At 64.1% G+C, this 21053-nt stretch carries 20 protein-coding genes; 13 read left to right on the top strand and 7 right to left on the bottom strand.

Features of this window, described 5'->3' with window-relative positions:
• Nucleotides 1–300: 300 nt before the first annotated feature.
• Nucleotides 301–1269, top strand: a complete 969-nt coding sequence (locus ACW4LP_RS09845) for a helix-turn-helix transcriptional regulator (protein ID WP_455803766.1) — start codon at nt 301–303, stop codon at nt 1267–1269.
• A 47-nt stretch (nt 1270–1316) separates the two neighbouring features.
• Here ACW4LP_RS09845 and ACW4LP_RS09840 read toward each other — a convergent pair whose 3' ends face one another.
• Entirely contained in the window at nt 1317–2339 is a 1023-nt protein-coding gene (locus ACW4LP_RS09840) for a VanZ family protein (RefSeq protein WP_455803765.1), read from the bottom strand.
• Between the two features lie 275 nt (nt 2340–2614).
• Between ACW4LP_RS09840 and ACW4LP_RS09835 the strand changes: the two genes are divergently transcribed.
• Nucleotides 2615–3202 carry an LOG family protein gene (locus ACW4LP_RS09835; RefSeq protein ID WP_157012461.1) on the top strand — a complete coding sequence of 196 codons (588 nt, stop codon included), beginning with the start codon at nt 2615–2617 and terminating at the stop codon, nt 3200–3202.
• A 111-nt stretch (nt 3203–3313) separates the two neighbouring features.
• On the opposite strand, the gene ACW4LP_RS09830 is transcribed toward ACW4LP_RS09835, so the two are convergent.
• The 3 genes from ACW4LP_RS09830 to ACW4LP_RS09820 all read right to left on the bottom strand — a co-directional run bounded on the left by ACW4LP_RS09830 (nt 3314) and on the right by ACW4LP_RS09820 (nt 6651).
• Complete coding sequence (locus ACW4LP_RS09830; protein WP_157012460.1) at nt 3314–4612, bottom strand: sensor domain-containing diguanylate cyclase; 1299 nt, start codon at nt 4610–4612, stop codon at nt 3314–3316.
• Between the two features lie 219 nt (nt 4613–4831).
• Complete coding sequence (locus tag ACW4LP_RS09825; protein ID WP_157012459.1) at nt 4832–6322, bottom strand: DUF2252 domain-containing protein; 1491 nt, start codon at nt 6320–6322, stop codon at nt 4832–4834.
• Nucleotides 6322–6651, bottom strand: a complete 330-nt coding sequence (locus ACW4LP_RS09820) for a thioredoxin family protein (protein ID WP_161128117.1) — start codon at nt 6649–6651, stop codon at nt 6322–6324. The genes ACW4LP_RS09825 and ACW4LP_RS09820 overlap by 1 nt, the downstream gene beginning before the upstream one ends.
• A gap of 150 nt (nt 6652–6801) precedes the next feature.
• Here ACW4LP_RS09820 and ACW4LP_RS09815 point away from each other — a divergent pair, with 150 nt between their 5' ends.
• Entirely contained in the window at nt 6802–8058 is a 1257-nt protein-coding gene (locus ACW4LP_RS09815; protein WP_157012457.1) for an MFS transporter, read from the top strand.
• Nucleotides 8059–8350: 292 nt separating this feature from the next.
• Here ACW4LP_RS09815 and ACW4LP_RS09810 read toward each other — a convergent pair whose 3' ends face one another.
• Complete coding sequence (locus ACW4LP_RS09810) at nt 8351–10567, bottom strand: cation:proton antiporter (protein ID WP_157012456.1); 2217 nt, start codon at nt 10565–10567, stop codon at nt 8351–8353.
• Between the two features lie 436 nt (nt 10568–11003).
• On the opposite strand from ACW4LP_RS09810, the gene guaA reads away from it, so the two are divergent.
• Nucleotides 11004–11984 (top strand): glutamine-hydrolyzing GMP synthase, encoded by a 981-nt coding sequence (gene guaA / locus ACW4LP_RS09805; protein WP_455803764.1) that lies wholly within the window; start codon nt 11004–11006, stop codon nt 11982–11984.
• 480 nt (nt 11985–12464) lie between these two features.
• Here guaA and ACW4LP_RS09800 read toward each other — a convergent pair whose 3' ends face one another.
• Both ACW4LP_RS09800 and ACW4LP_RS09795 read right to left on the bottom strand, forming a co-directional pair.
• Nucleotides 12465–13715: an RNA-binding domain-containing protein gene (locus tag ACW4LP_RS09800; RefSeq protein ID WP_015760622.1), complete on the bottom strand. Its 1251-nt coding sequence runs from the start codon at nt 13713–13715 to the stop codon at nt 12465–12467.
• Nucleotides 13709–14128, bottom strand: coding sequence for a helix-turn-helix domain-containing protein (locus ACW4LP_RS09795; protein WP_015760621.1), 420 nt, complete (start codon nt 14126–14128; stop codon nt 13709–13711). Before ACW4LP_RS09795 ends, ACW4LP_RS09800 begins: the two co-directional genes overlap by 7 nt.
• 139 nt (nt 14129–14267) lie before the next feature.
• Here ACW4LP_RS09795 and ACW4LP_RS09790 point away from each other — a divergent pair, with 139 nt between their 5' ends.
• From ACW4LP_RS09790 to ACW4LP_RS09750, 9 genes are all read left to right on the top strand, one after another.
• Entirely contained in the window at nt 14268–14480 is a 213-nt protein-coding gene (locus ACW4LP_RS09790; protein ID WP_015760620.1) for a hypothetical protein, read from the top strand.
• Nucleotides 14480–15553 carry a site-specific integrase gene (locus tag ACW4LP_RS09785; protein WP_015760619.1) on the top strand — a complete coding sequence of 358 codons (1074 nt, stop codon included), beginning with the start codon at nt 14480–14482 and terminating at the stop codon, nt 15551–15553. Before ACW4LP_RS09790 ends, ACW4LP_RS09785 begins: the two co-directional genes overlap by 1 nt.
• A complete protein-coding gene (locus ACW4LP_RS09780; protein ID WP_195260090.1) occupies nt 15553–15939 on the top strand; it encodes a plasmid mobilization protein in 387 nt (128 codons plus the stop codon). Before ACW4LP_RS09785 ends, ACW4LP_RS09780 begins: the two co-directional genes overlap by 1 nt.
• Before the next feature lie 365 nt (nt 15940–16304).
• Entirely contained in the window at nt 16305–16676 is a 372-nt protein-coding gene (locus ACW4LP_RS09775; RefSeq protein ID WP_015760617.1) for a YraN family protein, read from the top strand.
• A gap of 171 nt (nt 16677–16847) precedes the next feature.
• Nucleotides 16848–17609 carry a ParA family protein gene (locus ACW4LP_RS09770; protein ID WP_015760616.1) on the top strand — a complete coding sequence of 254 codons (762 nt, stop codon included), beginning with the start codon at nt 16848–16850 and terminating at the stop codon, nt 17607–17609.
• The gene (locus tag ACW4LP_RS09765; RefSeq protein WP_015760615.1) at nt 17602–18531 is read left to right on the top strand and encodes a ParB/RepB/Spo0J family partition protein; all 930 of its coding nucleotides are present in this window, start codon (nt 17602–17604) and stop codon (nt 18529–18531) included. Before ACW4LP_RS09770 ends, ACW4LP_RS09765 begins: the two co-directional genes overlap by 8 nt.
• A 263-nt stretch (nt 18532–18794) precedes the next feature.
• Complete coding sequence (locus ACW4LP_RS09760; protein ID WP_229026828.1) at nt 18795–19214, top strand: DNA-binding protein; 420 nt, start codon at nt 18795–18797, stop codon at nt 19212–19214.
• Nucleotide 19215: 1 nt separating this feature from the next.
• Nucleotides 19216–20466, top strand: coding sequence for a relaxase/mobilization nuclease domain-containing protein (locus tag ACW4LP_RS09755; RefSeq protein WP_013978954.1), 1251 nt, complete (start codon nt 19216–19218; stop codon nt 20464–20466).
• A complete protein-coding gene (locus ACW4LP_RS09750) occupies nt 20463–21035 on the top strand; it encodes a hypothetical protein (protein WP_013978955.1) in 573 nt (190 codons plus the stop codon). Before ACW4LP_RS09755 ends, ACW4LP_RS09750 begins: the two co-directional genes overlap by 4 nt.
• Nucleotides 21036–21053: the final 18 nt, after the last annotated feature.

Genomic DNA, 21053 nt, shown 5'->3' with positions numbered 1-21053 from the left:
TCGGTGTCCCCATGCAAGGGCCGCCCCATGGCGACGCGGCCCTGCGCTTGAGACGGCTCTCTCCCTTAACGAGCCGCCTGGCGAAAACGAACGCCCTGTCGTCCCACGGTGGCGGCACCCGTACCGTGCGAATGACCTATGAGCGATCGAGCTTATCGCCCGCGCGAACCACTATGAAAGAGGTCAACTAAACAGAAAAGCGGTAAAATGGGTGTATCAGAGGTAAGCAACGGGGCGTAATCGGAGTGCCAAGACCGATACACCTTCGATAAACGCCTGATGAGAGCCGAGGAGATGCCCGTGGAATTTGCCACCTACTACTTCACGCTTCTGGTCATGCTCGCCTCGGTGCTGGCCGCCGCCACGTGCTTCTCGGCTTACCTGGTATCGCGGTCGCGCGCGATGATCCTCTCCTTCGGGGGCTTTCTCTGCTATTTTCTCGATGTCACCTTCATGCTGCAGGACAGCATTGCCGCCGTCGTGCTCGGCGGCAATGCCGGGGCCGACGCGGGCTACCTGCTCATGCGCTCGGTGGCCACCATCCTCATCGGCGATGCGTGCCTGACCTTCTTCTGGCTGCTCGTCTGCGACTTCGTGGGCGAGCGGCGCCGCGGCCTTATGGCGGTGCCTCCCATCGCGTTCCTCCTCCTGAGCCTGGGACTGCTCATGGGCGCCGACACGCCAGAGGGACGCTTCTGGTTCTACTCGCTGCGCATGATCTACGTGTTCTGGATGCTCGGCTTCGGGCTGTTCCGCTACCTTGCTTGCCGCGACGAGACGGAGCGAACGCGCATGGCCCGAGGCCGGGTGGTCTTCGTCGTCGTGGCGGTGCTGGCGGCCCTGGTCGTGGCCGAGGACGCGCTGCTGTTCCTCGTGCTGCGCACCGACGGGTTCATGCTGGGGCCCATCCTCGTCTCCGCCGAGCGCAACTACGCGGAGAACCTGCTTTTCCTCGCCGGCGCCCTTCTGGCCATCGGCTACGCCGTTCGCTCGCTGGCCCTGCGCTTCGAGAAGCCGCCGGCCGACGAAAGCGACGAGCGCGCCGCGCGCATCGGCGACAACCTGCTCATTTACGCACGGCGCCACGGCCTGACCGACCGCGAGAGCGAAGTGCTGCGCCTCATTCTGCAGGGGAAGGACAACCAGAACATCGCCTCGACGCTCACTATCGCGCCGAGCACCGTGAAGGTATACGTGCACCGCCTTCTGCAGAAAACGGAATGCGAGAACCGCCAGGCCCTCATCCAGGATTTCTGGCGAAGCGCCTAGCTGCCTAGCCGCCACAAGAAGGCTGACACACGGCGTAAGACGCTCCCCTACGGAATGAGGTCGTAGGGCATTTCCCGTTTCACCAGGTAAAAGACAAGCAAGATGATCACCATCCACGGCACCCAAAGGTAGGCGAGCACCAGGGTGGCCGAGCGCGCCGCGTAGAACGCTACGCGGTAGCCCGTCGTGCGGGGATGGGTCTCGAAGGTCATGCGCACGAACGAGCCGCCCGGGGTGGATCCATCGTGGAACCAGGGGATGACCACTTCCACCACGACAAGCGTGATGAGCGCCAAACCGTTGATGATAAGGGCGGCCGTCTGATTCGCCGTCATATCCGGAAACGTCGGCGGGGTTAGACCGGCCACCTCAAAGCCTACGGCCACCGCGCCGTAGGGCACGACCGCCACCAGCCACACGATGACGAGGTCGATCCACAGGGCCACGCAGCGACGCACGAAGCCGGGATGCTCCGTCGGCTCTGCATCGGCCAACTGCCCTGGAGGTACTACGCGGCCGAGCAGCCATGCGCACACCCAGCCGAGGGCAGCACCCAGGGTGTTGGTGATCACGTCGTCCACATCGCAGCAGCGGTAGGCGTAGGGGTAGATGCCGAACAGGCCCGTGAGCTGGGACACCTCGATGAGCAGGGATGCCGCCAGGCCCAGCAGCACCGACGGAAGGAAGCGCAGGCGCAAAAGCCGCCCGGCGATAAAGCCCAGCGGCATGAAGAACACTACGTTGAAGGCCAGCTGGAACACCGCTTTCAGGCCGTCCTTCGCGATATCGTTCATGAAGTTCATCGGGTTGAAGTTGGGGGCGACGCCGTAGGCGATGCCGAGACCCGCGTCTCCTTGGGGCAACGGGTACAGCGTGAAGCAGCCGAGGCCGCAGACGTAGAGCACCGTGAGGTAGGCCCCCACGAACGTGCCGAAGCGCAACCGGCCGTCGCGATGGTAGAGGTAGGCCAGAATCGGCAGCGTGAGCAGGAACGAAAGCGCCGGCCAGAGCACCAGTGCCGCAGCGAAATTCTCGCTGTAGTTCCCTAAAAAATGCTTGACTGCGCCCACGGCCGCCCTCCTTGCTTATGTTCGTGCCTCTCTGTCTCTCGCAAAGCCAGCATAGCGAACGCGCCGAAGGAGCGCAGCAAAGGTGACAACAAGGTAAGTGAAGCGATAGCAGCTCGTAAGGAGCACCTCCCTCCTCCGGTACCGGCCCGGCATGAATCATGAGCCAGGGGGCGGTTCTTCTGACTCACGTTCTGGTTCATTTGCCCTAAGGCGGCGGTGGTGCTATGCTGGGGACTTTCTCCGAGCAGATCAAATCCACCGTAGAGGAGAGAGCTATGAACATCACCGTGTACTGCGGGTCGAACTTCGGCGACAACCCGCATTTCGAAGAGGCCGCCCACGACTTGGGCGCCTGGATCGCCCGCGCCGGCCACACCCTCGTTTACGGCGGCAGCTCCGTCGGACTCATGGGCGCCGTCTCCCGTGCTGCCATCGAGGGCGGCGCGCCGGTCATCGGCGTAGAGCCGGAGTTCTTCATTGAGGCCGGCGTGGCCCAGCACGACCTGACCGAGCTCATCGTCGTGGAGACCATGGGCGAGCGCAAATCGAAGATGATCGAGCTGGGCGATGCATTCGTAGCGCTGCCGGGCGGCGTGGGCACCTTGGAGGAGATCTCGGAAATCTTTACCCGCGTGCGCCTCGATATGGGCCCCCACGAGTGCTTCCTGCTGAACATCGACGGGTTCTACGACCCGCTTCGCTTGTTCCTGCAGTCGATGGTCGAACGCCGGTTTTTCGACCAGTGCGACCTCGACCGCTGCCACTTCCCGCGCTCGGTGGAGGAGCTGGAGCGCCTTTTGGCCACCGCAGGCACGCGCCGCATCGTCCGCTGCGACGGCCCCCTGCTGCAGAAAGCAGGGTAGAAGCTTGCTAGCCGATGACCGTTAACTGGTACTGGGCCTTCCCCGCTTCTTTCACCTGGTACAGCGTGCTGTCGGCCGCCGCGTAGAGCACCTCGAAGGGCATCGGCGGCGTCAAGCAGCAGGCCGCCCCACGCTGATGGTGGGCGCCGCGTGATAGGTCGGGTCGACGACCTCGTCGGTGGCCCGCTGGCCGGCGAAGGGCCCGCGAGCCAAATGCTCGAGCACGCGCTCGGCGGCAGGACCGGTCGCCAAGCCCGGGGCAAAAATGAGGAACTCGTCGCCCCCAATGCGGGCCACGATGTCCTCCTTGCGCATGACCTGGGACAAGAAGATCGCCAGCTTTTTCAGGACGTAATCGCCCTCGGGATGCCCGTAAGTGTCGTTCACGGCCTTAAAGTCGTCCACGTCGACGACGATGAGCGTGCAAGGGCGGTTCTCGGTACGCAGCGCGGTCTCGATACGGTCGAGGGCGGCGGCGCGGTTGTAGAGCCCCGTGAGGCTGTCGCGCTCGGCCTTGCGTCGGAACTGGCTCTCGCGCATGGCCGCCTCGCTCGTGTCCAGCAGCCGGCCGACATGGCGCACCGGACCGCCTTCCTCGTCGTAGAGGACCACCGATTGGTAGCGGTACCACACCGGCTCCCCGTCGGCACCGGGCGCCGAGGTTTCAAAATCGACGAGTGAGTTCTCGCCGATCTGTGTCATGAGCGGCGTCAGGTCGTGGGAAGTAATAGCCAGCTCGCACGGCTTTTGGCAGCGGCGGTTCACCACGAAATCCTCTTGCTGGGGCGCGCGACCGAAGCGACCCTCGAAATCGCCGTACACGTGGGCTTTGCCCGTGCCGCACTCGATATCGAAGAGCACGTCGTTGGAGAGCGCCGTGAGAATTTCCAGCCGCTCGTTCGCCCGACGCAGCTCTTCCTTCTCGCGCACGCGCTCGGTGGCGTCCATGATCGTTGCGTAGAACCAGCGGGTGCCGGAGGCGTCTTCCACCAAATGCCCCCAGTCGTCCACCCAGCGCACCTCGCCATCGGCGCGGATGATGCGGTAGCGCACGTAGTCGCTGTCGCTGCGCTCCATCTGCTCGCTGATGGACGCGCTGACCCATTCCCAATCGTCGGGATGCACGATGCCCTTGAACGTATTGCCCGTAAGCGCGCGGAACTGCTCGGCATCCGAGCACCCGAACAGGCGCACGAGCCCCGAGCTCACCCGGTCGATCGCGCCGGCCTCCTCGGCCTTGTAACGGAGCATGCCGCCAGGGAACTTGTCGAGAAATTCTTGCGGAAGCTCTACGGGAGCCACCGTCGCCTTGGCCGTCGGCGCGCAGGCCGGCTCCGCCGGAGCCGTCGCAGCGGTCGCGGGTTTTTCACGTTCGTCCGTCTTGTGAAAGAGGCGGCTCAAAGACACCATGAAACCTTCCTTTTCCTCAACCTCTCATAGGCCCGAAGCGGCAACGAGACACGCTGCCATCCTCGTGAGGTAAGTTCCTATGATAGCACTCTGCCCTTTCGCCGCTCCTGCAAAATCGGATGGAAGATATGCAGTTTTGTCAACAATTTTCCAGACTGAACGGCCGAAGCAAAACGGCCATCCACCACGGAATATGCTTTATCGCTTTGAAACAGGAGCTCAGCTTACTGTTATGCGCTTCAGGAACTGCTCGTAGTCGGCTTCGTTCTGATCGGCGTAGCTCTGCGCGAACGACACCATGGACGCATCGAACTTGTCCGACGTTCCCAGGTAGGAGGCCATGGCCACACGCTCGCCCGTGCGGGCGTGGGCGCGGGCGAGCGTCCAGGCGCACAACTGGCCGTAAATCTCCAGCTCATCGGCGCTGACATGGTCCAAGTCGACTGACATCTTCCAATTCCACAACTGACGCACGTAGTAGTCGCGCCGGCGGCCATGCTCGTCCCGGGCATGGGTCCAACCGAGCAGCACTCCGCTGGTTGTCTGCATGAGGCGCTGCCCCGCCACGACGCGCTCGCCATGGGAAAGGCAGGGGCTTCGGCCGCAGAACCGCTCGAGCACCGATGCGTTCGCCTCCTTTATCTGGAGCACCAGCGGGTCGGCCATCTGATTGCCCGAGAACGCCGCTACCCAGCAGCGGGTGCCCACGCTGCCCACACCCACCACCTTCTGCGCCGCACCGATGAACCGGTAGTTCTTCAGCAGCTCCTGGTAGGGCGGCCTCACCGTCGCGCGATAGTCATCGAGCATACGCACCAGGCTGCGTCGGACGCGCCGCTGGTTGTCCAGGGAGAGAAAATGGCTGAGGGGCACGATGTCCGGCGGGTCGTAGACCATCTGCGGCTCGCCGTCTTCCATGTGCACCAGTTTCTCGAAGGCTCGCTCGTTGGTCTTGGAGAATGCCCGCTCCAAATCGTCGGCCACCTGGCGCCGATCGGCCTTGGACACCTTGTCGGCAAGTCCCTGAAGTACCTCGGCCACATCGAGGTAGGCCCGCCACACATCGAAGGATCCCTGCGTGGCGAAGAACGCCAGGGACTCCCGGTAGCTCTGGGCCGCCAGACGCACGGCCTCGCGGCACCATTTGTCACCGAAGCCGCGCGTGCGCCCGCAAATGGCGACGCTGGCCACCAAGCGCTCCACGTCCCATTCCCAATGGCCGCGGGCGGTTTCGTCGAAATCGTTCAAGTCGAACACGAGGTGCGATTCCGGGGAGCGGTAGCCGCCGAAGTTCGCGATGTGCGCGTCGCCACACGCCTGCACCAAAAGCCCCGTGGTGGGCAGCGTGGACAAATCAGCGGCCATGGGAAGGGCCGCGCCGCGAAAGAAGGCGAACGGCGAGGCCGCCATGCGGCGGTGCCGCTCAGGCACCAGGAAGGACAGGCGATCGGCATCCTGCTGGAAGATGAGGTCGACCGCCTCGCTGCGGCCTGGACGTACCTCCCATTTTCCCAGATCGCTGCGAGGCAGCTTTTGTCGACAGGCCTGCCCCTTTTGCTGGGACGCCTCGTATTCAGGCCCTCGAACGGGCGCTTCCCGGGTCTTCACCTGGCGGCTCGCCACCTTGTGCACGAGCGAGGAGCCCGTCGCGCGGCTCGCCAGCCCTTGCCCGGTTAGCGATTTGTGGAGCGCCTCTGCCTTTTTGCCCATCAGGCTCCTCTCCCTTCGCGCCCGCTCTCAACCAATAGCTCCTCGATGCGCTGGGCGGGCACCGCGCCGACGATGTCGTCCACGGGCACGCCGCCGCGAAAGAGCACGAGGGTGGGCACGCTCACCACCTTGAAGGCCCAGGCTATGTCGGGATAGTCCGCCGCGTTCAACTTCGCAAAGCGCACCTCAGGATGCCGCGCGGCCGCTGCTTCCAGCACCGACTCCATGGCTCGGCACGGACCGCAGCCCGGACTCCAGAAATCAACGAGCACCATCCCTTCCGCATTGGTCACCTGCGCATCGAAATTCTCTTTCGTCAGTTCCACCATGCCGCGCTCCTTCCCCGCTTTGCACTGAGCCCAGTATAGCGAGCGAGAACTCCATCGCTCGGATCCTTCGCGCATCGTAGTCGGATTGACAAGCATAAAATGCTCTCTTACACTGGGCGACATTGGAATCGACCTAGGTTGGGTGTTTCGATGGCGGAACTGCACGACGCCACGTCTTTGAGTGCCGCCGGGCTGCCGCTGCCGAAGAATTGGCTCGCCATCATCGCGTTCATTTGGGCCGGGCAGGCCGCCTCTATGATAACGAGCTACGCTGCCGGCTATGCGGTGGTGTGGTATGTCACCGAGAGCACCGGCAGCGCGCTTATGCTGGCGGCCATGAACATCGCCGTCATGCTGCCCGTGGGGCTCATCTCGCCCTTCGGCGGCATCGTGGCCGACAAGCACAACCGCAAGCTCATCATGATTGCGGCCGACGGCGCTGTGGGCGTTATCTCGCTGGTGGCGGGCGTGTTCATTTTGGCCGGCGACGTGTCCATCCCCTTGCTGCTCGCCGTGTGCATCGCGCGCGCCGTGGGCCAGGCCTTCCACAGTCCGGCCATGATGGCGGCCATGCCCATGCTCGTGCCCGACAAGCATCTGTTGCGCATCAACACCTTGGATCAGCTTTTGGGCTCGGTGGCCTCCATCGGAGCGCCGGCCTTCGGCATCTTCTTGTACACCACCCTCGGCTTCTCCTCGGTGATGTTCCTCGATTTCGCCGGAGCCTGCGTGGCCATCCTCGGCCTGGCCCTGGCGAAGATTCCCACGGTGGTGGATGCGACGGCCGAAGGTCAGCACGTACTGGCGAACCTGCGCGATGGCTGGCGCGCCATTGCGAAGACGCGCGGGCTCGTGCTGTTGATCGGCGGCGTCACCGTCGGCATGATGATCTTCGGGCCGCTGTCGGCGGTGTTCCCGCTCATGACCTATCAGCATTTCGGCGGCGACGGCTATGCGGCGTCTCTGGCCGAGGCGGCCTTCGGGGTGGGCATGCTCGTGGGTTCGGGCGTCCTCATCGCCTGGGGCGGCGGCAAGCGCCTGGCGGGGCTCATCGCCGTGGCGGCCGTCATCGTGGGCGCGGCCACGGCAGCCTGCGGGTTTTTGCCGCCCGACGCCTTCCCAGCCTTCATCGTTCTCGTCGCCGTCATGGCCGTAGCCTGCGCCTGGTTCAACGGCCCCACCATGACGCTCACCCAGCGCAACGTGCCCGACGATAAGATGGGCCGCGCCATGGGCCTGCTCACCGCCGCCATGGGGCTCGCCACTCCGATCGGCATCGCGATCGGCGGCGTGGCCGCCGAGGCCATGGGCGTCGCTCCCTTCTTCATCGTAGACGGCCTCGCCTGCCTGGCCCTCGGCCTCGTGCTGTACCTCCCCAAATCCGTGCGCGCATTGGATGAAGGATAGCGACGAGGCGAGACTCCTACCTTGCTTTTTCGCGGAAGCGAGAGGGGGATGCCACTTCGACCCCGAAATGGCAAGCCTCGGATTTTCCCCTCTGCCATAACTGCCCTCAACTGGCATTTTTCTGCCACTTGAAGGCAGTTATGGCAGAGAGCCTCAGCGCCCATCGGCCATTACGGGGTCGAACTGGCATTTGTCGAAGGATTTCCGAAATCCGCGCAATTGTTGCACTCACTGAGTGCACATTCTGACCCAATACTGCACTCATTGAGTGCATTTCCGGCCTCCGAACACGCTACTCCCCCAGGCTCATCTGCAGGACGTAGACGCGCTGGCGCAGTTCGTTGGCGACGGGCAGGGAGATTTCCCCGTGATCCTGCAAGTGGCGGATTTGGTCGAGCTCGATGGAAAGGGCGTCGGCGTCCACCTCGTCGGCGTAGCGGGCGGCCTCGGCGAACTGGCCGCCGAACAGGGGCTGCATGCCGTCGGGAAGGGCCTGGTGGTGGGTCAGCGTGATGTCGGGGCGATCCTGCTGTTTCACGTCCTGGCCGTGGTTGATGCGGTTCCACAGGGAGTTCAGCACCATGCGATGCTCCTCCAAAAGCAGCTGCGCGGCACCCTGGCGGCCGTCATGCTGGTCGACAACATCCTGCAGATAATCGATGGCCGCATGCTCAAGTTCGATGGCAAACAGACAGGTGTCGTAGTAGACGCGCTCGTCCTGGTCGCTTTCCACCGCCGGCGGCTTCGTGCGCTGCCACAGAAGTCGCGCTCGGCCGCGCAGAGTGGAAAACCGCGAGCCCACCTTCACGTCGGCACCATCGTAGCCCAGCGAGCGACGCACCTCGCGCAGCATGGCGTAGTAAGGAGCCTGCGTGCCGTTGTCGTAGCCACCTTTCTCATGAATGGCATCGGCGGCTTTCTCCTGCACCTCGCGCACCTGGGTCGCCAGAGCGCCGATCTGCTGGCTGCACGTATCGTCCACCGACTCGCGCGCACGGGCCAGGCGCACCCAGTAGTGAGCGATGGTCAGGCGCAAAGCCGGATCGTACTGAGTGTTTTCGTCGGAGGCCAGCATGGCCTGCAACTCGCGCAAGGTGCCTTCCAAAACGCGGATGGCAGCGCGGGACAGTTCCTGCTCGTTGGAAGCTTCCGCCACACGCGGCGAGAGCAGCGGCAGCAGGCCGTCGGCCAGGAGCAACGTGCACAGGATGACGCTCGCCGTGAGGAACACGATAAGATCGCGCTCGGGAAAGGACGTCGCGCCGTCGGGCATCGTGAGCGGCAACGTAAAGATGATAGAAAGGGTGACGGCGCCCTTCGGACCGCCCACGGTAAGCACCAGCGCGTTCTTCAGCAAGCTGCCGATGCGCTCGCGCCAATGGGGGCGGCGATGGCGCAGGTGCGGCGTGGGCGAAGGCTGGTTCGTCTCCACCGTTTCCACCTTCGACGCCTTCTTCCGCAGCGTGCGGCGCCGGCTGCGACGACGGCCGACGCGATAGACCTCCTCCATGACGAGCACCCACCCGAAGCGGCACCCCACGATAAGTGCCGTGACCAGGGCCACCACCCCCAAAAGAAACGGCAGCGAGAAGTGGTCGGCAATGGCCGGCGTGAAGGCCTGGGGCAGCTGCATACCCAGAAGAACGAACACCACCGAGTTGATGAGGAACACGATGATGCGCCAGAAGCTGCGGGACACCAGCTGGCGCTGGGCGATGGAGGCGGAGGTGAGGCGCTGGGAGCGATCGGCCATGATGAGGCCCGCGGCCACCACAGCCAGAATGCCAGAGGTGCCGAGCCATTCGGCGAACAGGTACACGAAGAACGGCGAGAATACCTCGTAGAGCACGTTGATGGTGGTGCTCTCGTAGCCGCCGCGCCGCAGGGCCCGCATGGAGTACAGCCCCACGACGCCCACGACCACGCCGGCAGCGATACCGCCGAGAAACAGGCGGCCGAACTCCTCAGCGGCATCGAGGGCCAAGAAAGCCCCGGTGAGGGCGGCGGCACTGGCGAATTGAAAGGCGACAACGCCGGACGCGTCGTTGATGAGCGACTCGCCGGAGAGCAGCGTCGACTGACGCCTCTTCAGGCTGACCGACGACGCGAGTGCGCCCACAGCGGCGGCATCGGTGGGGGCCAGGGCGGCGGCGCAGGCGAAGGCGGCAGCCAACGGGATAGAGGGCACGAACCAGTTCAACACGAAGCCCACCACAAGCACCGTGAGCAGCACAAGCCCCACGGCCAGCGACAGAATGGAGCCCTTGTTCTCCCACAGGTCGCGAGGGTTCGTCTCGCGAGCCTCGTTGAACAGAAGCGGGGCGATGAACAGCACGAGGAACAGCTCGGAGGAGATGCTCACGTCGCGGACAGCTGGAACGGCCAGGGCCACTACCGCGCCGACGGCGATCTGCACGAGCGGCAACGACAGCCGCGGCACAACTTGGCACAGCACCGCCGAGCCGATGACACAAGCCAGCACAATGAGCGCCAGTTCCAAAACTTCCACGTGCGCCTCTTCTCCTCACGCAATTTCCCATTGACGGCTTCTATTATGCCGACGCCGCGATTTCCGTGGTGCCAACGTCCCGCACCCGTTTCATCCCCGTCACGCCCCCGTCACGTCTCGCGCTGCGGAAAAGCATCCCAGGCATCGCAGGCCCATCGCCCCGTTCATCCGCGTACTGCCCCGTTCGGCAGAGCACGCAGGGAATTCGCACAGGATTTTGCGATAGGGAGAACTCAACGGGCGCAAAAAGGGCGTTCATACTCTCCCTATCGCAAAATCTTGCACACAACGATTCCGAAGCACTCTCCCTATCGCAAAATCCTGCACACTTGACCGCAGTTCGCCGCCAAACCGGAGGGCAGGCTCCGTCGCCCCCTGCCCCTGTACGCTATAATCTCGCCATCGGAAAAGCCGCACTGAAACCGAGGAGGTCTCAATGGACGAGAACGTTCGCCCCGACGACATGGAGCGCATCACCACCCCCGAGCTGGCACAGGCGTTCATCGACGAACAGGTTGCCGCCATTCGCGAGCAGGTGGGCGACAAGAAGGTGCTGCTGGCGCTGTCCGGCGGCGTGGATTCCTCGGTGGTGGCGGCGCTGCTCATTAAGGCCATCGGGAAGAACCTCGTGTGCGTGCACGTGAACCACGGGCTTATGCGCAAGGGCGAGTCCGAGCAGGTCATCGACGTGTTCCAGAACCAGATGGACGCGAATTTGGTGTACGTAGACGCCACCGACCGCTTCCTGGATCTTCTGGCCGACGTCGATGAGCCCGAGACCAAGCGCAAGATCATCGGCGGCGAGTTCATCCGCGTGTTCGAGGAGGAGGCCCGCAAGGTGGGCGACGAGGTGGACTTCCTCGCCCAGGGCACCATCTACCCCGACATTCTGGAGTCGAAGGACGGCGTGAAGGCCCACCACAACGTCGGCGGCCTGCCTGAGGACTTGCAGTTCGACCTGGTGGAGCCCGTGAAGCTGCTGTACAAGGACGAGGTGCGCGTCGTCGGCCGTGAGCTAGGGCTGCCCGAGAACATGGTGGAGCGCCAGCCCTTCCCCGGCCCGGGCCTGGGCGTGCGCTGCCTGGGCGCCATCACCCGCGATCGCCTGGAGACGCTGCGTGAGGCCGACGCCATCGTGCGCGAGGAGATGGAAGCGGCGAACGTGGGCGCCTGGCAGTACTTCGCCGTGGTGCCCGACATACGCGCCACCGGCGTGCGCGACGGCGTGCGCGCCTACGAGTGGCCGGCCATCATCCGCGCCATCAACACCGTGGACGTCATGACCGCCGAGGTGCCCGAGCTGGACTGGGCGCTCCTCAAGCGCATGACCGATCGCATCACCCACGAAGTCCCCGGCATCTGCCGCGTCTGCTACGACCTCACGCCCAAACCCGTGGGCACTATCGAGTGGGAATAGTAATAGAACATTTGTTTGTGATTTTCATACGGTTTCTAGCGGTTCCAATGGCGACCGATGACGACATTTCAGAACGTCCGCACCTGCAAACCGCATGATTCCGAAATCAGATAGAAACTCACAAGGCTCCTCGAAAGAATCGAGGAGCCTTTTCGTTTCCGCAGGTAGACGCATGGTCGGTTGTCACCCCATGGCAAACGGGCATGGGTCGAACGAGCCTGAAACGACTCGAACGGAACCGAAGGGAACCGACGCGAACCGAAGAACCTGCAAGCCGACGAGAGGCAATGATGGCGGGAGGCTTGCAGGTGCCGCCGAAAATCGACGAAACTCAAACGAAACTCACCCGGAAAAACGAAACTCAAGAATGACGGATGCCCCTGGCGGAGAGCCTGGAAGTGTCATTCTCGCAAACTCACGAAGACGGTCGGATTTCGCTATTACTCCTCCCGAGTAGCAGCAGAGGGCTTGCGGGCCAAACTACCAATCCCTGGAAGTGGGCAAGCGCAACCCTTCGAGATCGTCCCTGAATTCTTCGAGCATGCGCTTGAGGATGGGAATCGCTTTCAGCTCGCGGGTGGCTTGGTCCTTCGCCTCCTGGGGATAGTCCTCGGGAAGTCGCTCTGCGCCGTACGGGTCGGGGGCCTCTGACATCTCCTCCTCGAATTCGGAATGACGTTCGCGAAGAAGGATCTCGAAGCCTTTACGTTCTTCCTCGTCTTGGAAGATGACGACGGTTTCGAGGAACCGCCTGCGCGCTATCCTGGCATCGCCGTAGTTCTCGTCGAAGAAGAACTCGTTCAGGTTCCAATCCAAAGAATCCCTTGTGTAGTAGCAATACATGAGATTGAAATCCAGGCTGCGCCGATTCCAGCGCACGAAGGAACGCGACGGGGCGGGCGCGAAATACCTGCCGCCGTCGAGGGCGATGCCGAGAGTGTCGAATATGCGAGTCTGGAAATAGCGGATCTCGATCATATACCAGCTCGGACTAGGGTCTGTCTGGTTCAGCATGTAGTACTCGTAGCCGTCCCGCTCGTCGTCCGAATAATGGCAGACGGTAAACTCCGGAGCGTACAGATAATACTTGTCCTCCGTGCCGACCACCTCGGAGAGAAACCTCCAATGCTCCTTGTCTTCGAGCATCACCTTCACCCTCGCAAGAGGAGATTCGTCGAGCGAGAAGTGATGGCGCCAGATGTCCTCCACTTCGTTCCACGACGCTCCTTCGTCTATGGGCGTGTTCGAGTCGACGCGTCGCGTGTGGACCATATGCGCGCGCACTTTCCCCGACCCTTTCGAGAGGGAATAAGGCATATCCTCCCGCCTGCTCACGACGCATAGGATGTCTATTGTTCCCCCGTCAAGCTCCATTGGCTCCACGACCGCGAAGGGAGGCTGACCGTTGTCCCATTTTGTCTTCGAGAGCATATCGACGATCATCTGGTTCGCCTTCCGTTCGGCATGATCATTGTTCTCGACATCGCACACCGAATAGCCCTCTTCCTCGTCTATGCCGATGAAGAGGTACGACACGTCGCTCTCGAGATTGTTGGCAAGGCATAGTATGTCGTGGATCAGCTCGGAATTGTCTTTGTGCCACTCCTTCTTGAAGTCCCAGTAGGCGCCTTCGCGCTTCAATGCGATGAGCTTCGGAGCCTCTTCTTGGATTCTTGATAGAAGGCTGCCGATAAGGCGCGCCCTCGAAATCCTCCTCGAATCGCCTAGCATCCGCCAATCCCCATCTTCCAGGACTCGTATTCCTCGGGGGTTATCTCTCCGCGGTCGAGCGCATCCACCTGGGATTCCCAGGCCTTGATGGCGGCGGCGAGCTTAGGCGCCTTCTCCGCGCCGGGCGCGACGGCGAGCCTGCCTCCGCCGACGGGCCTGAGCCCGAACTCCTCCTCGATCCTGAAGAGGAGCTCGAGGGCGTCCCTGACGGATTCAGCCTGGACGGGCATGAGGGCCTCGGGGGCGACCCCGAGGGCGCCTGCAATCGCATCCAAGGCGGAGCCCTTCAGCGCCCTCCTGCCCGCCTCGTAGTTTCTGATGGCCGCGTCGGTGCAGCCGGCCCTCTCAGCGAGCTGCCGTTGCGTCATCCCCCGCGACTCGCGCAATGCCCGTATGCGGCTTCCCGTCGTCATCTCTCCTCCTCTGATCGTTTTCCCCATGATACTAGAGAACAAAAACGTTCTCAATTTGTCTTGACCGAACATTTTCGTTCTGTTAGTGTCACGAATTACAGAACGTTTCTGTTCTGTTCATCGAACGAAGGAGGAAGATATGGAGCAGAATTCTAAGCCGGTGATCATGGGCGTCGAGGAGGTCATGCACGCCCTCGGCATCAGCAGGCCCTACGCCTACCGCATCATCAGGATGCTGAACTCCGAGATGGAGCAGAGAGGCTACACCACCATCAAAGGGAAGGTGAGCCGAAAGTATTTCTACGAGCGCTTCCACTGCGGAGACGCCGCCCCCAGACAAGAGGCCCGCTGATGCCCGCCTACATGAACGGGAAGACGGGCTCCTGGTACGTCCAGTGCTACTACAGCGACATCGACGGCAACCGCAAGCACAAGGTGAAACGGGGGTTCGCGACCAAGGGCGATGCCTTGGCGTGGGAGGCTGATTTCCTGGCCTCTGCCGACGGGTCCATGTCGATGCCCTTCGAGGCGTTCGTGAAGAGGTACTCCGAAGACGTGAGGCCAAGGCTCAAGCTCAACACCTGGCTCACCAAGGAGCACATCATCCGCACGAAGATAGTGCCGTTCTTCGGGCCGAAGAGGATGTGCGACATCACCCCCAAAGACGTGGTTGACTGGCAGAACAGGATGGTGGGCTCGTACGACGACGAGGGGAAGCCGTACAGCGGCACCTACCTGAGAACCATAAACAACCAGCTGAGCGCCATCTTCAACCACGCGGTCAAGTACTACGGCCTGGGAAAGAGCCCCGCCACCCCGACAATCAAGATCGGCGAGCGGAAAGGCGCAGAGATGAGGTTCTGGACGAAGGAGCAGTACCTCGCGTTCAGCGAGGAGGTGATGGACAAGCCAGCCAGCTTCTACGCGTTCGAGATCCTGTACTGGTGCGGCTTGAGGGTCGGCGAGCTCCTCGCCCTCGAACCGAACGACATCGACCTTGGAAAGTGCCTCATCCACGTCACCAAGAGCTACCAGCGGATTCGGAGGAGGGACGTCATCACCTCCCCCAAGACGCCCAAATCGAAGAGGGATGTGGTCATGCCGGAGTTCCTCGCGGACGAGCTCGCCGATTTCCTCGGATCCATCCCTGAGGAGCGGCGCGCCTGCCGCATCTTCTGCTTCACCAAAAGCTACCTGCACCACGAGATGAAGCGCGGCTGCGCCGCATGCGGGCTCGAGCCCATCCGGATCCACGACCTTCGCCACAGCCACGTCTCGCTCCTCATAGAGATGGGGTTCAGCGCGATCGCCATAGCGGACCGGCTGGGGCACGAGACCTACGAGATGACGCTTCGCTACGCCCACCTCTTCCCCAGCAAGCAGTCGGACATGGCAGCGGCGCTCGACCAGGGAAGGAGGCCCTGATGTCCAGGCCGATCGTCGACTACAAAGGGCGCCGGCGCACCAAGACGATAGCGTTCCGGGTCTCGCCGGAGGAGGACGAGGTGATAAACGCCCTCGTCGCGGCAAGCGGCATGACCAAGCAGGACTACATAACCTCCAGGCTCGAGTGCCGCGACATAAACGTCAGCCCGAACGTGAGGGTCTATAGGATGCTGCGCGACCAGATGAAATCCGTCTACGTCGAGCTCAGGAGGCTCAGGAGCGCCGACGGCATCGACGAGCGCCTCATCGAGCTCATGCAGGTGCTGACGCGCGTGTTCGTCGACCTCGGCGCCGACGAGCTCGGGGCGGTCGGGGACGACGTGGCGCAGCAGGACGCGGCGGTTCTCAGGATGGCGAGGGGCTAGCTCCGCCGGGCGGCCCGGCAAGGGCTTCCCCCGAGCAGCCGACCCTCAGACAGCCTCCTGGGGGCATTCGCGGCACGGCGGGCTCCGTTCGATCGGATCGCCTTGCCTCCTCCTTGGGCATCAAAGGCTCGCACAGCCGCCCGATGCGCCCCGCAAGGGTCGCGATGCTTTTCCGATTTCTTTTGCCGCCCGAGAGAAAAGGCGAAAGCGGCAAAACAAAGCGCCCTCCGGGCTTCGGAAAACCAACGGCCCGATGGGGCGAGGAACGCGCCTTCGCTTCCTCCCTTGCGGGGCGCGGCAGGCGGTGCGGCCCCGATGCCACAAGGCGGGGCAAGGGGCTCCGCCCCAACCGAACGGAGGTCACCATGAACACCAATCCCACTCTCCAGGACAGGGCGGTCGAGGCGGCGGCCCGCTTCCTCGAGGTCCGCGGCTACGAGACGCTCGCGACCGGGTGGAAGTCGCCCGAGACGAGAGGAACCATCGACCTGGTCGCACGCGACCCCGAGTCCGACGACCTCGTGTTCGTCGACGTCTCCGCGCGCCCGAACTCCGGCGCCGGCTTCGGCGACGGGAGGAACGATCGCGAGACGATGGAGCTGCTCGCGGTCTCCTGGCTCGTCGAGAACGACTTCGCCGAATCGGTCGGCGTGAGGTTCGACAAGATCAGCATGATTGTCGTCGGAGAGGACCGCGCGCTGCTCAGGCACCACATCAACGCCTTCGGCGAGGCCTAGGACCTCCGGCCCGCCTGGGCAGGCCCCCTCCGGACGGAGGGGGCCGTTTGCAGGCGGCTCGCCCCATGGCGAACCGCCACCCCATGGCGAACGGTCAGTATTAACAGAACGTTTCCGTTCTGTATACTCGGGGTAAACGCCATCGACGATCGCAGAGAGGACGGAGGAAGCATGAGGACGCTCGCGATATCGAACTACAAGGGCGGGGTCGGAAAGACCACCACTGCAGTCAACCTCGCCACCATCTACGCCAGGCGGGGCCTGAGGACGCTCCTGATAGACCTGGACCCGCAGGCGTCGGCCACGGACTTCTTCGGGCTCTACGACCGCGCCGCGGCCGAGCGTCGGGGAGCCGTCGAGCTCCTCTACGGGAACGCGCCCGTCGGCGACGTTGCCTTCGAAACCGAGGCCGATGGGCTCTCCGTCGTGCCCTCGACCATAGAACTCGTCGACCAGAACGAGCTGCTCCTGCGCGAGCAGCGCCTTCGCTTCGCGCTCGACGACTGCGCGGGCGACTACGACGTCTGCATCGTGGACTGCAGCCCCACGATGAAGCGCCTCGCCTTCAACGCCTACCTAGCCGCTGCGGGCGACGGCATGGTGATCGTGCCGGTGAAGCTCGACTCCACCGTCATGCGCGGCACCGCCCTCACGGTCAGCGCCATCGAGTCCATCTCCGACGCGCTGCGCGTGCCCACGCCCGCATGGCGCATCCTGCGCACGTGCGTGCCCGGGCTCATGACCAACGCGGAGGCCACCGGGGCCGACGTGCTCGACGCGTACTTCCCCGACAACCAGTTCGCCACCGTCATCCACGCGAGCTCGAAGGTCTGCGAGGGAAGCTGGCAGTGGCAGCCCGTCGCGGCCTTCAAGCCGAACAGCCGGCCCGCCAAGGACTACGAGGCGCTCGCCGAGGAGGTGCTCCATGGCTAAACCCACGACATCGGGGTTCACCATCTCCGGGCTGCTCGACAGGAGCGCATCGACCCGCAACGACTACCCCGTCGAGAGGATCCCCATCGAAGAGATAGCCGATCACCCCGCCAACGCCGCCTACTCGATGGACGAGGCCGGCATCGCGCAGCTCGCGAAGAGCATCGAGGAGGAGGGGCTCACCGACCTGCCGCTCGTGCGCAAGCTCGACGACGGCGGCTGGCAGATGGTGAGCGGGCACCGCCGAAAGGCGGCCTACGCACTCCTCGCGAAAGAAGATGAGAAATACGCCCAGATCCCCTGCCGCGTCATCCGGGGCATCACCGACGAGCAGTCGGTCATGCTGCTGCACGCCGCCAACTACTTCGTGCGCAGCCTCACCGTGACCGAGCGCGCGGCGGCGAGCCGTGCGCTCGGCGTGGAGGTCGAGCGCATGCGCGCCGAGAACCCCGAGCTTTCCGGCGTGCGCACCGAGGACATCAAGGCGGCGATCATATCCGAGCAGACCGGACGCAAGGTATCGGGCAAGACCATCCAGCGCCAGGAGTCGCTCGCGCGCAAGATCGAGGAGAGGCTCACGCCCCAGTGGCGCGAGGCCGCGCTCGCGGACGCGCTCTCGGCGGACGCCGTGGGGATCCTCGCCGATCTGGATTCCGATGCGCAGGACCGGCTCCATGCGACATGGCGGGCGCAGCCCCTGGGCAAGAAGGAGACGACCGAGTTCCTCAAGAAGTCGACCGCCGAGCCCGCCGCCGAAGAAGACGTGAAGGGCCCCGCGCCCAAGCCCGCGGCGGCGCTCGCAAGCGCCCTTCGCGCGCTCAGGCGCTACGAGTCGAAGGCGGAAAACCCGCCGAGCGGGCTGGACAGGCAGGTGCTCGAGAAGATCTCGAGAACGGCCAGCAGGCTCCTTGGACGCATTTAGTCCCATGCAGGCGCCCGAAGGGGCTCCTGCACCGTTTCCAGCAAGTAGCCTATCTCGTATACACGAGATAGATGGCGGCCTGGGCGCACGGCGCACCCCGCCCCGGAGCCCAGAGCCCGAAGCGGAGGCGACGCCGCCGGGCGCGCGAAGCTGCCGCAAGCTCCCCGGCCCGCGCCATGCGGGGGATGCCCCGCGCCCCTGGAAAGAGCGCCGCCCGAGCCTCCACCGCATCGGGGCGGCGGAGGATGCGAAGGATGGAGAAGATGACGAAGGTCTTGAGATACGACAACGTGCTGACCGCCCGCGTGAGCGACGCGGACTTCCGCGCGGTCTGTGAGCGCGCCGACGAGGAGGGGCTCACCCGCTCCGAGTACCTGCGCTACGTCGCCCGCATGGTCGCGGACGATGCCGAGAACGCGAAGCGCGGAGGCGTGCTGCTCGACGGACTCTCAATGCGCAGGCTCTCCCGCGAGCTCGTCAGGTGGGGGCACCACTACAACCAGGGCGTGCACGCCCTCAACTCCATCAAGTTCGCGCTGGACCACGGAAGGGGCGACCTGGAGTGGGTGTCCAGCAAGCTCGACGAGTGCGCGCTTCTGCTCGCGCAGGTCGACGAGGGTCGCTGCGAGATGGCGGGCGAGCTTGCCTCGCTCGAAGGCCGTGCCATAGTGGGCGGAGACTAGCATGCCGCTGCTGAAGCCCATAGCCGGCCACACGGGATGCGCCGGCATAAAGCACTACCTCGAGAAGGGAGGGCGCGCCCTCGGGATCATGGTCATGAACTTCGCATGGCAGGAGGAGCGCGCCTTCGAGGACGTCTCGGCCGCCCCGGCCGGGTTCGACTGGGCGGACTCGATGGACGCGACGAGGCGCGCCTGCGGCAACGACACCCCGTATCGGGGCAAGCCGGCGAGGACCTTCAAGCATTTCGTCATGTCGCCCGATCCTCAAGACGGCTTGACCGCAGACCAGGTGGCGGAGCTCGCGAGCGCCTGGGCGCTCAGGCACTTCGCCGACTTCGAGGCGGCGATTGTCCTGCACGACGACAACGAGCGCAGGATCCCCCACGCCCACATCGTCGTCAACAACACCAACCTCGCCACCGAACGCAGGCTGCAGACCCCCGACCCGCTGGAGCTCAACCGCAGCCTTCAGGATCTCGCAGAGGAACGCGGATATCGCTTCATGCGCAACGACACCGTGAGGGAGGAGGACGAGGGGCAGACGCGCAAGGCGACGCCCGCGACGCTGCAGAGCGTATACATGCGGCGCGCCGAGCGGGAGATCCAGAAAGAGGGTGGCTACTCGTGGGTCGCAGACATCCGCAACCGGGTCACGGTGGCCAAGGCGCTCGCCCGCAACGAGGACGAGTTCATGGCCGTGCTCGAGGCGCTCGAAGTGGATGTTTCGCAGAACTCGGAGAAGTCGTGGCGACGTGACTGGATCTACTCGCTTTCAGACCACCCCACCTGGCGCATCGGAGGCGAGAAGCTGGGGCTCTCCTTCGGCCAGGAGGCGCTCAGGCGGCGCTTCGACAGGATCGCCGCCTGGCACCCAGCCCCGGCGGCATCCCGACGGATACTCTCCGAAGCCGAAAGCGCCATCGAGCTGAACGACCTGTCGGAGCTGGAACGTCTCGCCGGCGCGATAGAGGCGTTCATGTCCGCGAACGCGCACAGCCTGGCAGACCTCGACAGGAGGATCGAAAGGCTCGAAGGCCGCGCCGACGGCGATTCCGCCGAACGGGCGGAAGCGCTGCGCGAGGTGCGCGCATACGCGGCGGCGAACAGGCTCCTGCCCGAAACCGCGCAGACAAGGCGGCAAAGGCAGCCGCAGGGCGAGGAAGCGCCCGTCAGGCGCGGCGACGCGAAACCGCGTAGCCGCGAGACGCAGGCACAGCAGGAACGGCGGCGAGAAAGGAGGGAGCTCCGATGAGGGTGGAGGTCGCCTACCGCGGGCGCATCGAGGCGTTCGACACCGACCGTTTCACCGAGGCGCAGCCGTTCTCGGGCAAGAGCATGCTCGCCGATCTCACGCTCGACTACGCAGACGTCGAGAAGAAGGGCCTCTGGCTCACGGCGCACTGCTACGCCGCGAACGAGGCCTACCGGACAGACGGCGGAGAGGCCCCCGAGGCGAGGCGCGAGAAGGGCTGGAGGTTCCAGCTCGCCACCCCGAGAGAGGCCGCCGGAATCGAGAGCGTCACCCTGGACGGCTCGACGGTGCTCGCGAGGCTCTTCGGCGAGCTCGTGGACGTCGCCAGGGTAGATCGCGCTTGCGCCCTCTTCGTCGGGCCCGGAGGGTCGCTCGCCAGCCGCATCGTGAGGCTGAGCGGCTACCTGGCGAACGACGACGAGAGGCTGGCGGCAAGCCAGGCGCTCATGGCGGAGGCGGTCGGCGTCACTCCGCTTACACTCGAAAGGGCGGTCGAGGCCGAAGCGGCACAGGAGGTGCCAGCAGACGACATGGAAGACGATTGGATGGAAGGATTCGGAAATGATTAAAGCGGTGTTCAGGGGAAT

This window comes from Adlercreutzia sp. CNCM I-6215 (assembly GCF_977072315.1).
This window is presented reverse-complemented; position numbering and strand designations above follow the sequence as displayed.

Bases quoted from the DNA above. Each gene is read 5' to 3' on its own strand.
- ACW4LP_RS09835 (WP_157012461.1), top strand. From the start codon at position 2,615: ATGAACATCACCGTGTACTGCGGGTCGAACTTCGGCGACAACCCGCAT.
- ACW4LP_RS09830 (WP_157012460.1), bottom strand. From the start codon at position 4,612: ATGGTGTCTTTGAGCCGCCTCTTTCACAAGACGGACGAACGTGAAAAA.
- ACW4LP_RS09825 (WP_157012459.1), bottom strand. From the start codon at position 6,322: ATGGGCAAAAAGGCAGAGGCGCTCCACAAATCGCTAACCGGGCAAGGG.
- ACW4LP_RS09820 (WP_161128117.1), bottom strand. From the start codon at position 6,651: ATGGTGGAACTGACGAAAGAGAATTTCGATGCGCAGGTGACCAATGCG.
- ACW4LP_RS09815 (WP_157012457.1), top strand. From the start codon at position 6,802: ATGGCGGAACTGCACGACGCCACGTCTTTGAGTGCCGCCGGGCTGCCG.
- guaA (WP_455803764.1), top strand. From the start codon at position 11,004: ATGGACGAGAACGTTCGCCCCGACGACATGGAGCGCATCACCACCCCC.
- ACW4LP_RS09800 (WP_015760622.1), bottom strand. From the start codon at position 13,715: ATGCTAGGCGATTCGAGGAGGATTTCGAGGGCGCGCCTTATCGGCAGC.
- ACW4LP_RS09795 (WP_015760621.1), bottom strand. From the start codon at position 14,128: ATGACGACGGGAAGCCGCATACGGGCATTGCGCGAGTCGCGGGGGATG.
- ACW4LP_RS09790 (WP_015760620.1), top strand. From the start codon at position 14,268: ATGGAGCAGAATTCTAAGCCGGTGATCATGGGCGTCGAGGAGGTCATG.
- ACW4LP_RS09785 (WP_015760619.1), top strand. From the start codon at position 14,480: ATGCCCGCCTACATGAACGGGAAGACGGGCTCCTGGTACGTCCAGTGC.
- ACW4LP_RS09780 (WP_195260090.1), top strand. From the start codon at position 15,553: ATGTCCAGGCCGATCGTCGACTACAAAGGGCGCCGGCGCACCAAGACG.
- ACW4LP_RS09775 (WP_015760617.1), top strand. From the start codon at position 16,305: ATGAACACCAATCCCACTCTCCAGGACAGGGCGGTCGAGGCGGCGGCC.
- ACW4LP_RS09770 (WP_015760616.1), top strand. From the start codon at position 16,848: ATGAGGACGCTCGCGATATCGAACTACAAGGGCGGGGTCGGAAAGACC.
- ACW4LP_RS09765 (WP_015760615.1), top strand. From the start codon at position 17,602: ATGGCTAAACCCACGACATCGGGGTTCACCATCTCCGGGCTGCTCGAC.
- ACW4LP_RS09760 (WP_229026828.1), top strand. From the start codon at position 18,795: ATGACGAAGGTCTTGAGATACGACAACGTGCTGACCGCCCGCGTGAGC.
- ACW4LP_RS09755 (WP_013978954.1), top strand. From the start codon at position 19,216: ATGCCGCTGCTGAAGCCCATAGCCGGCCACACGGGATGCGCCGGCATA.
- ACW4LP_RS09750 (WP_013978955.1), top strand. From the start codon at position 20,463: ATGAGGGTGGAGGTCGCCTACCGCGGGCGCATCGAGGCGTTCGACACC.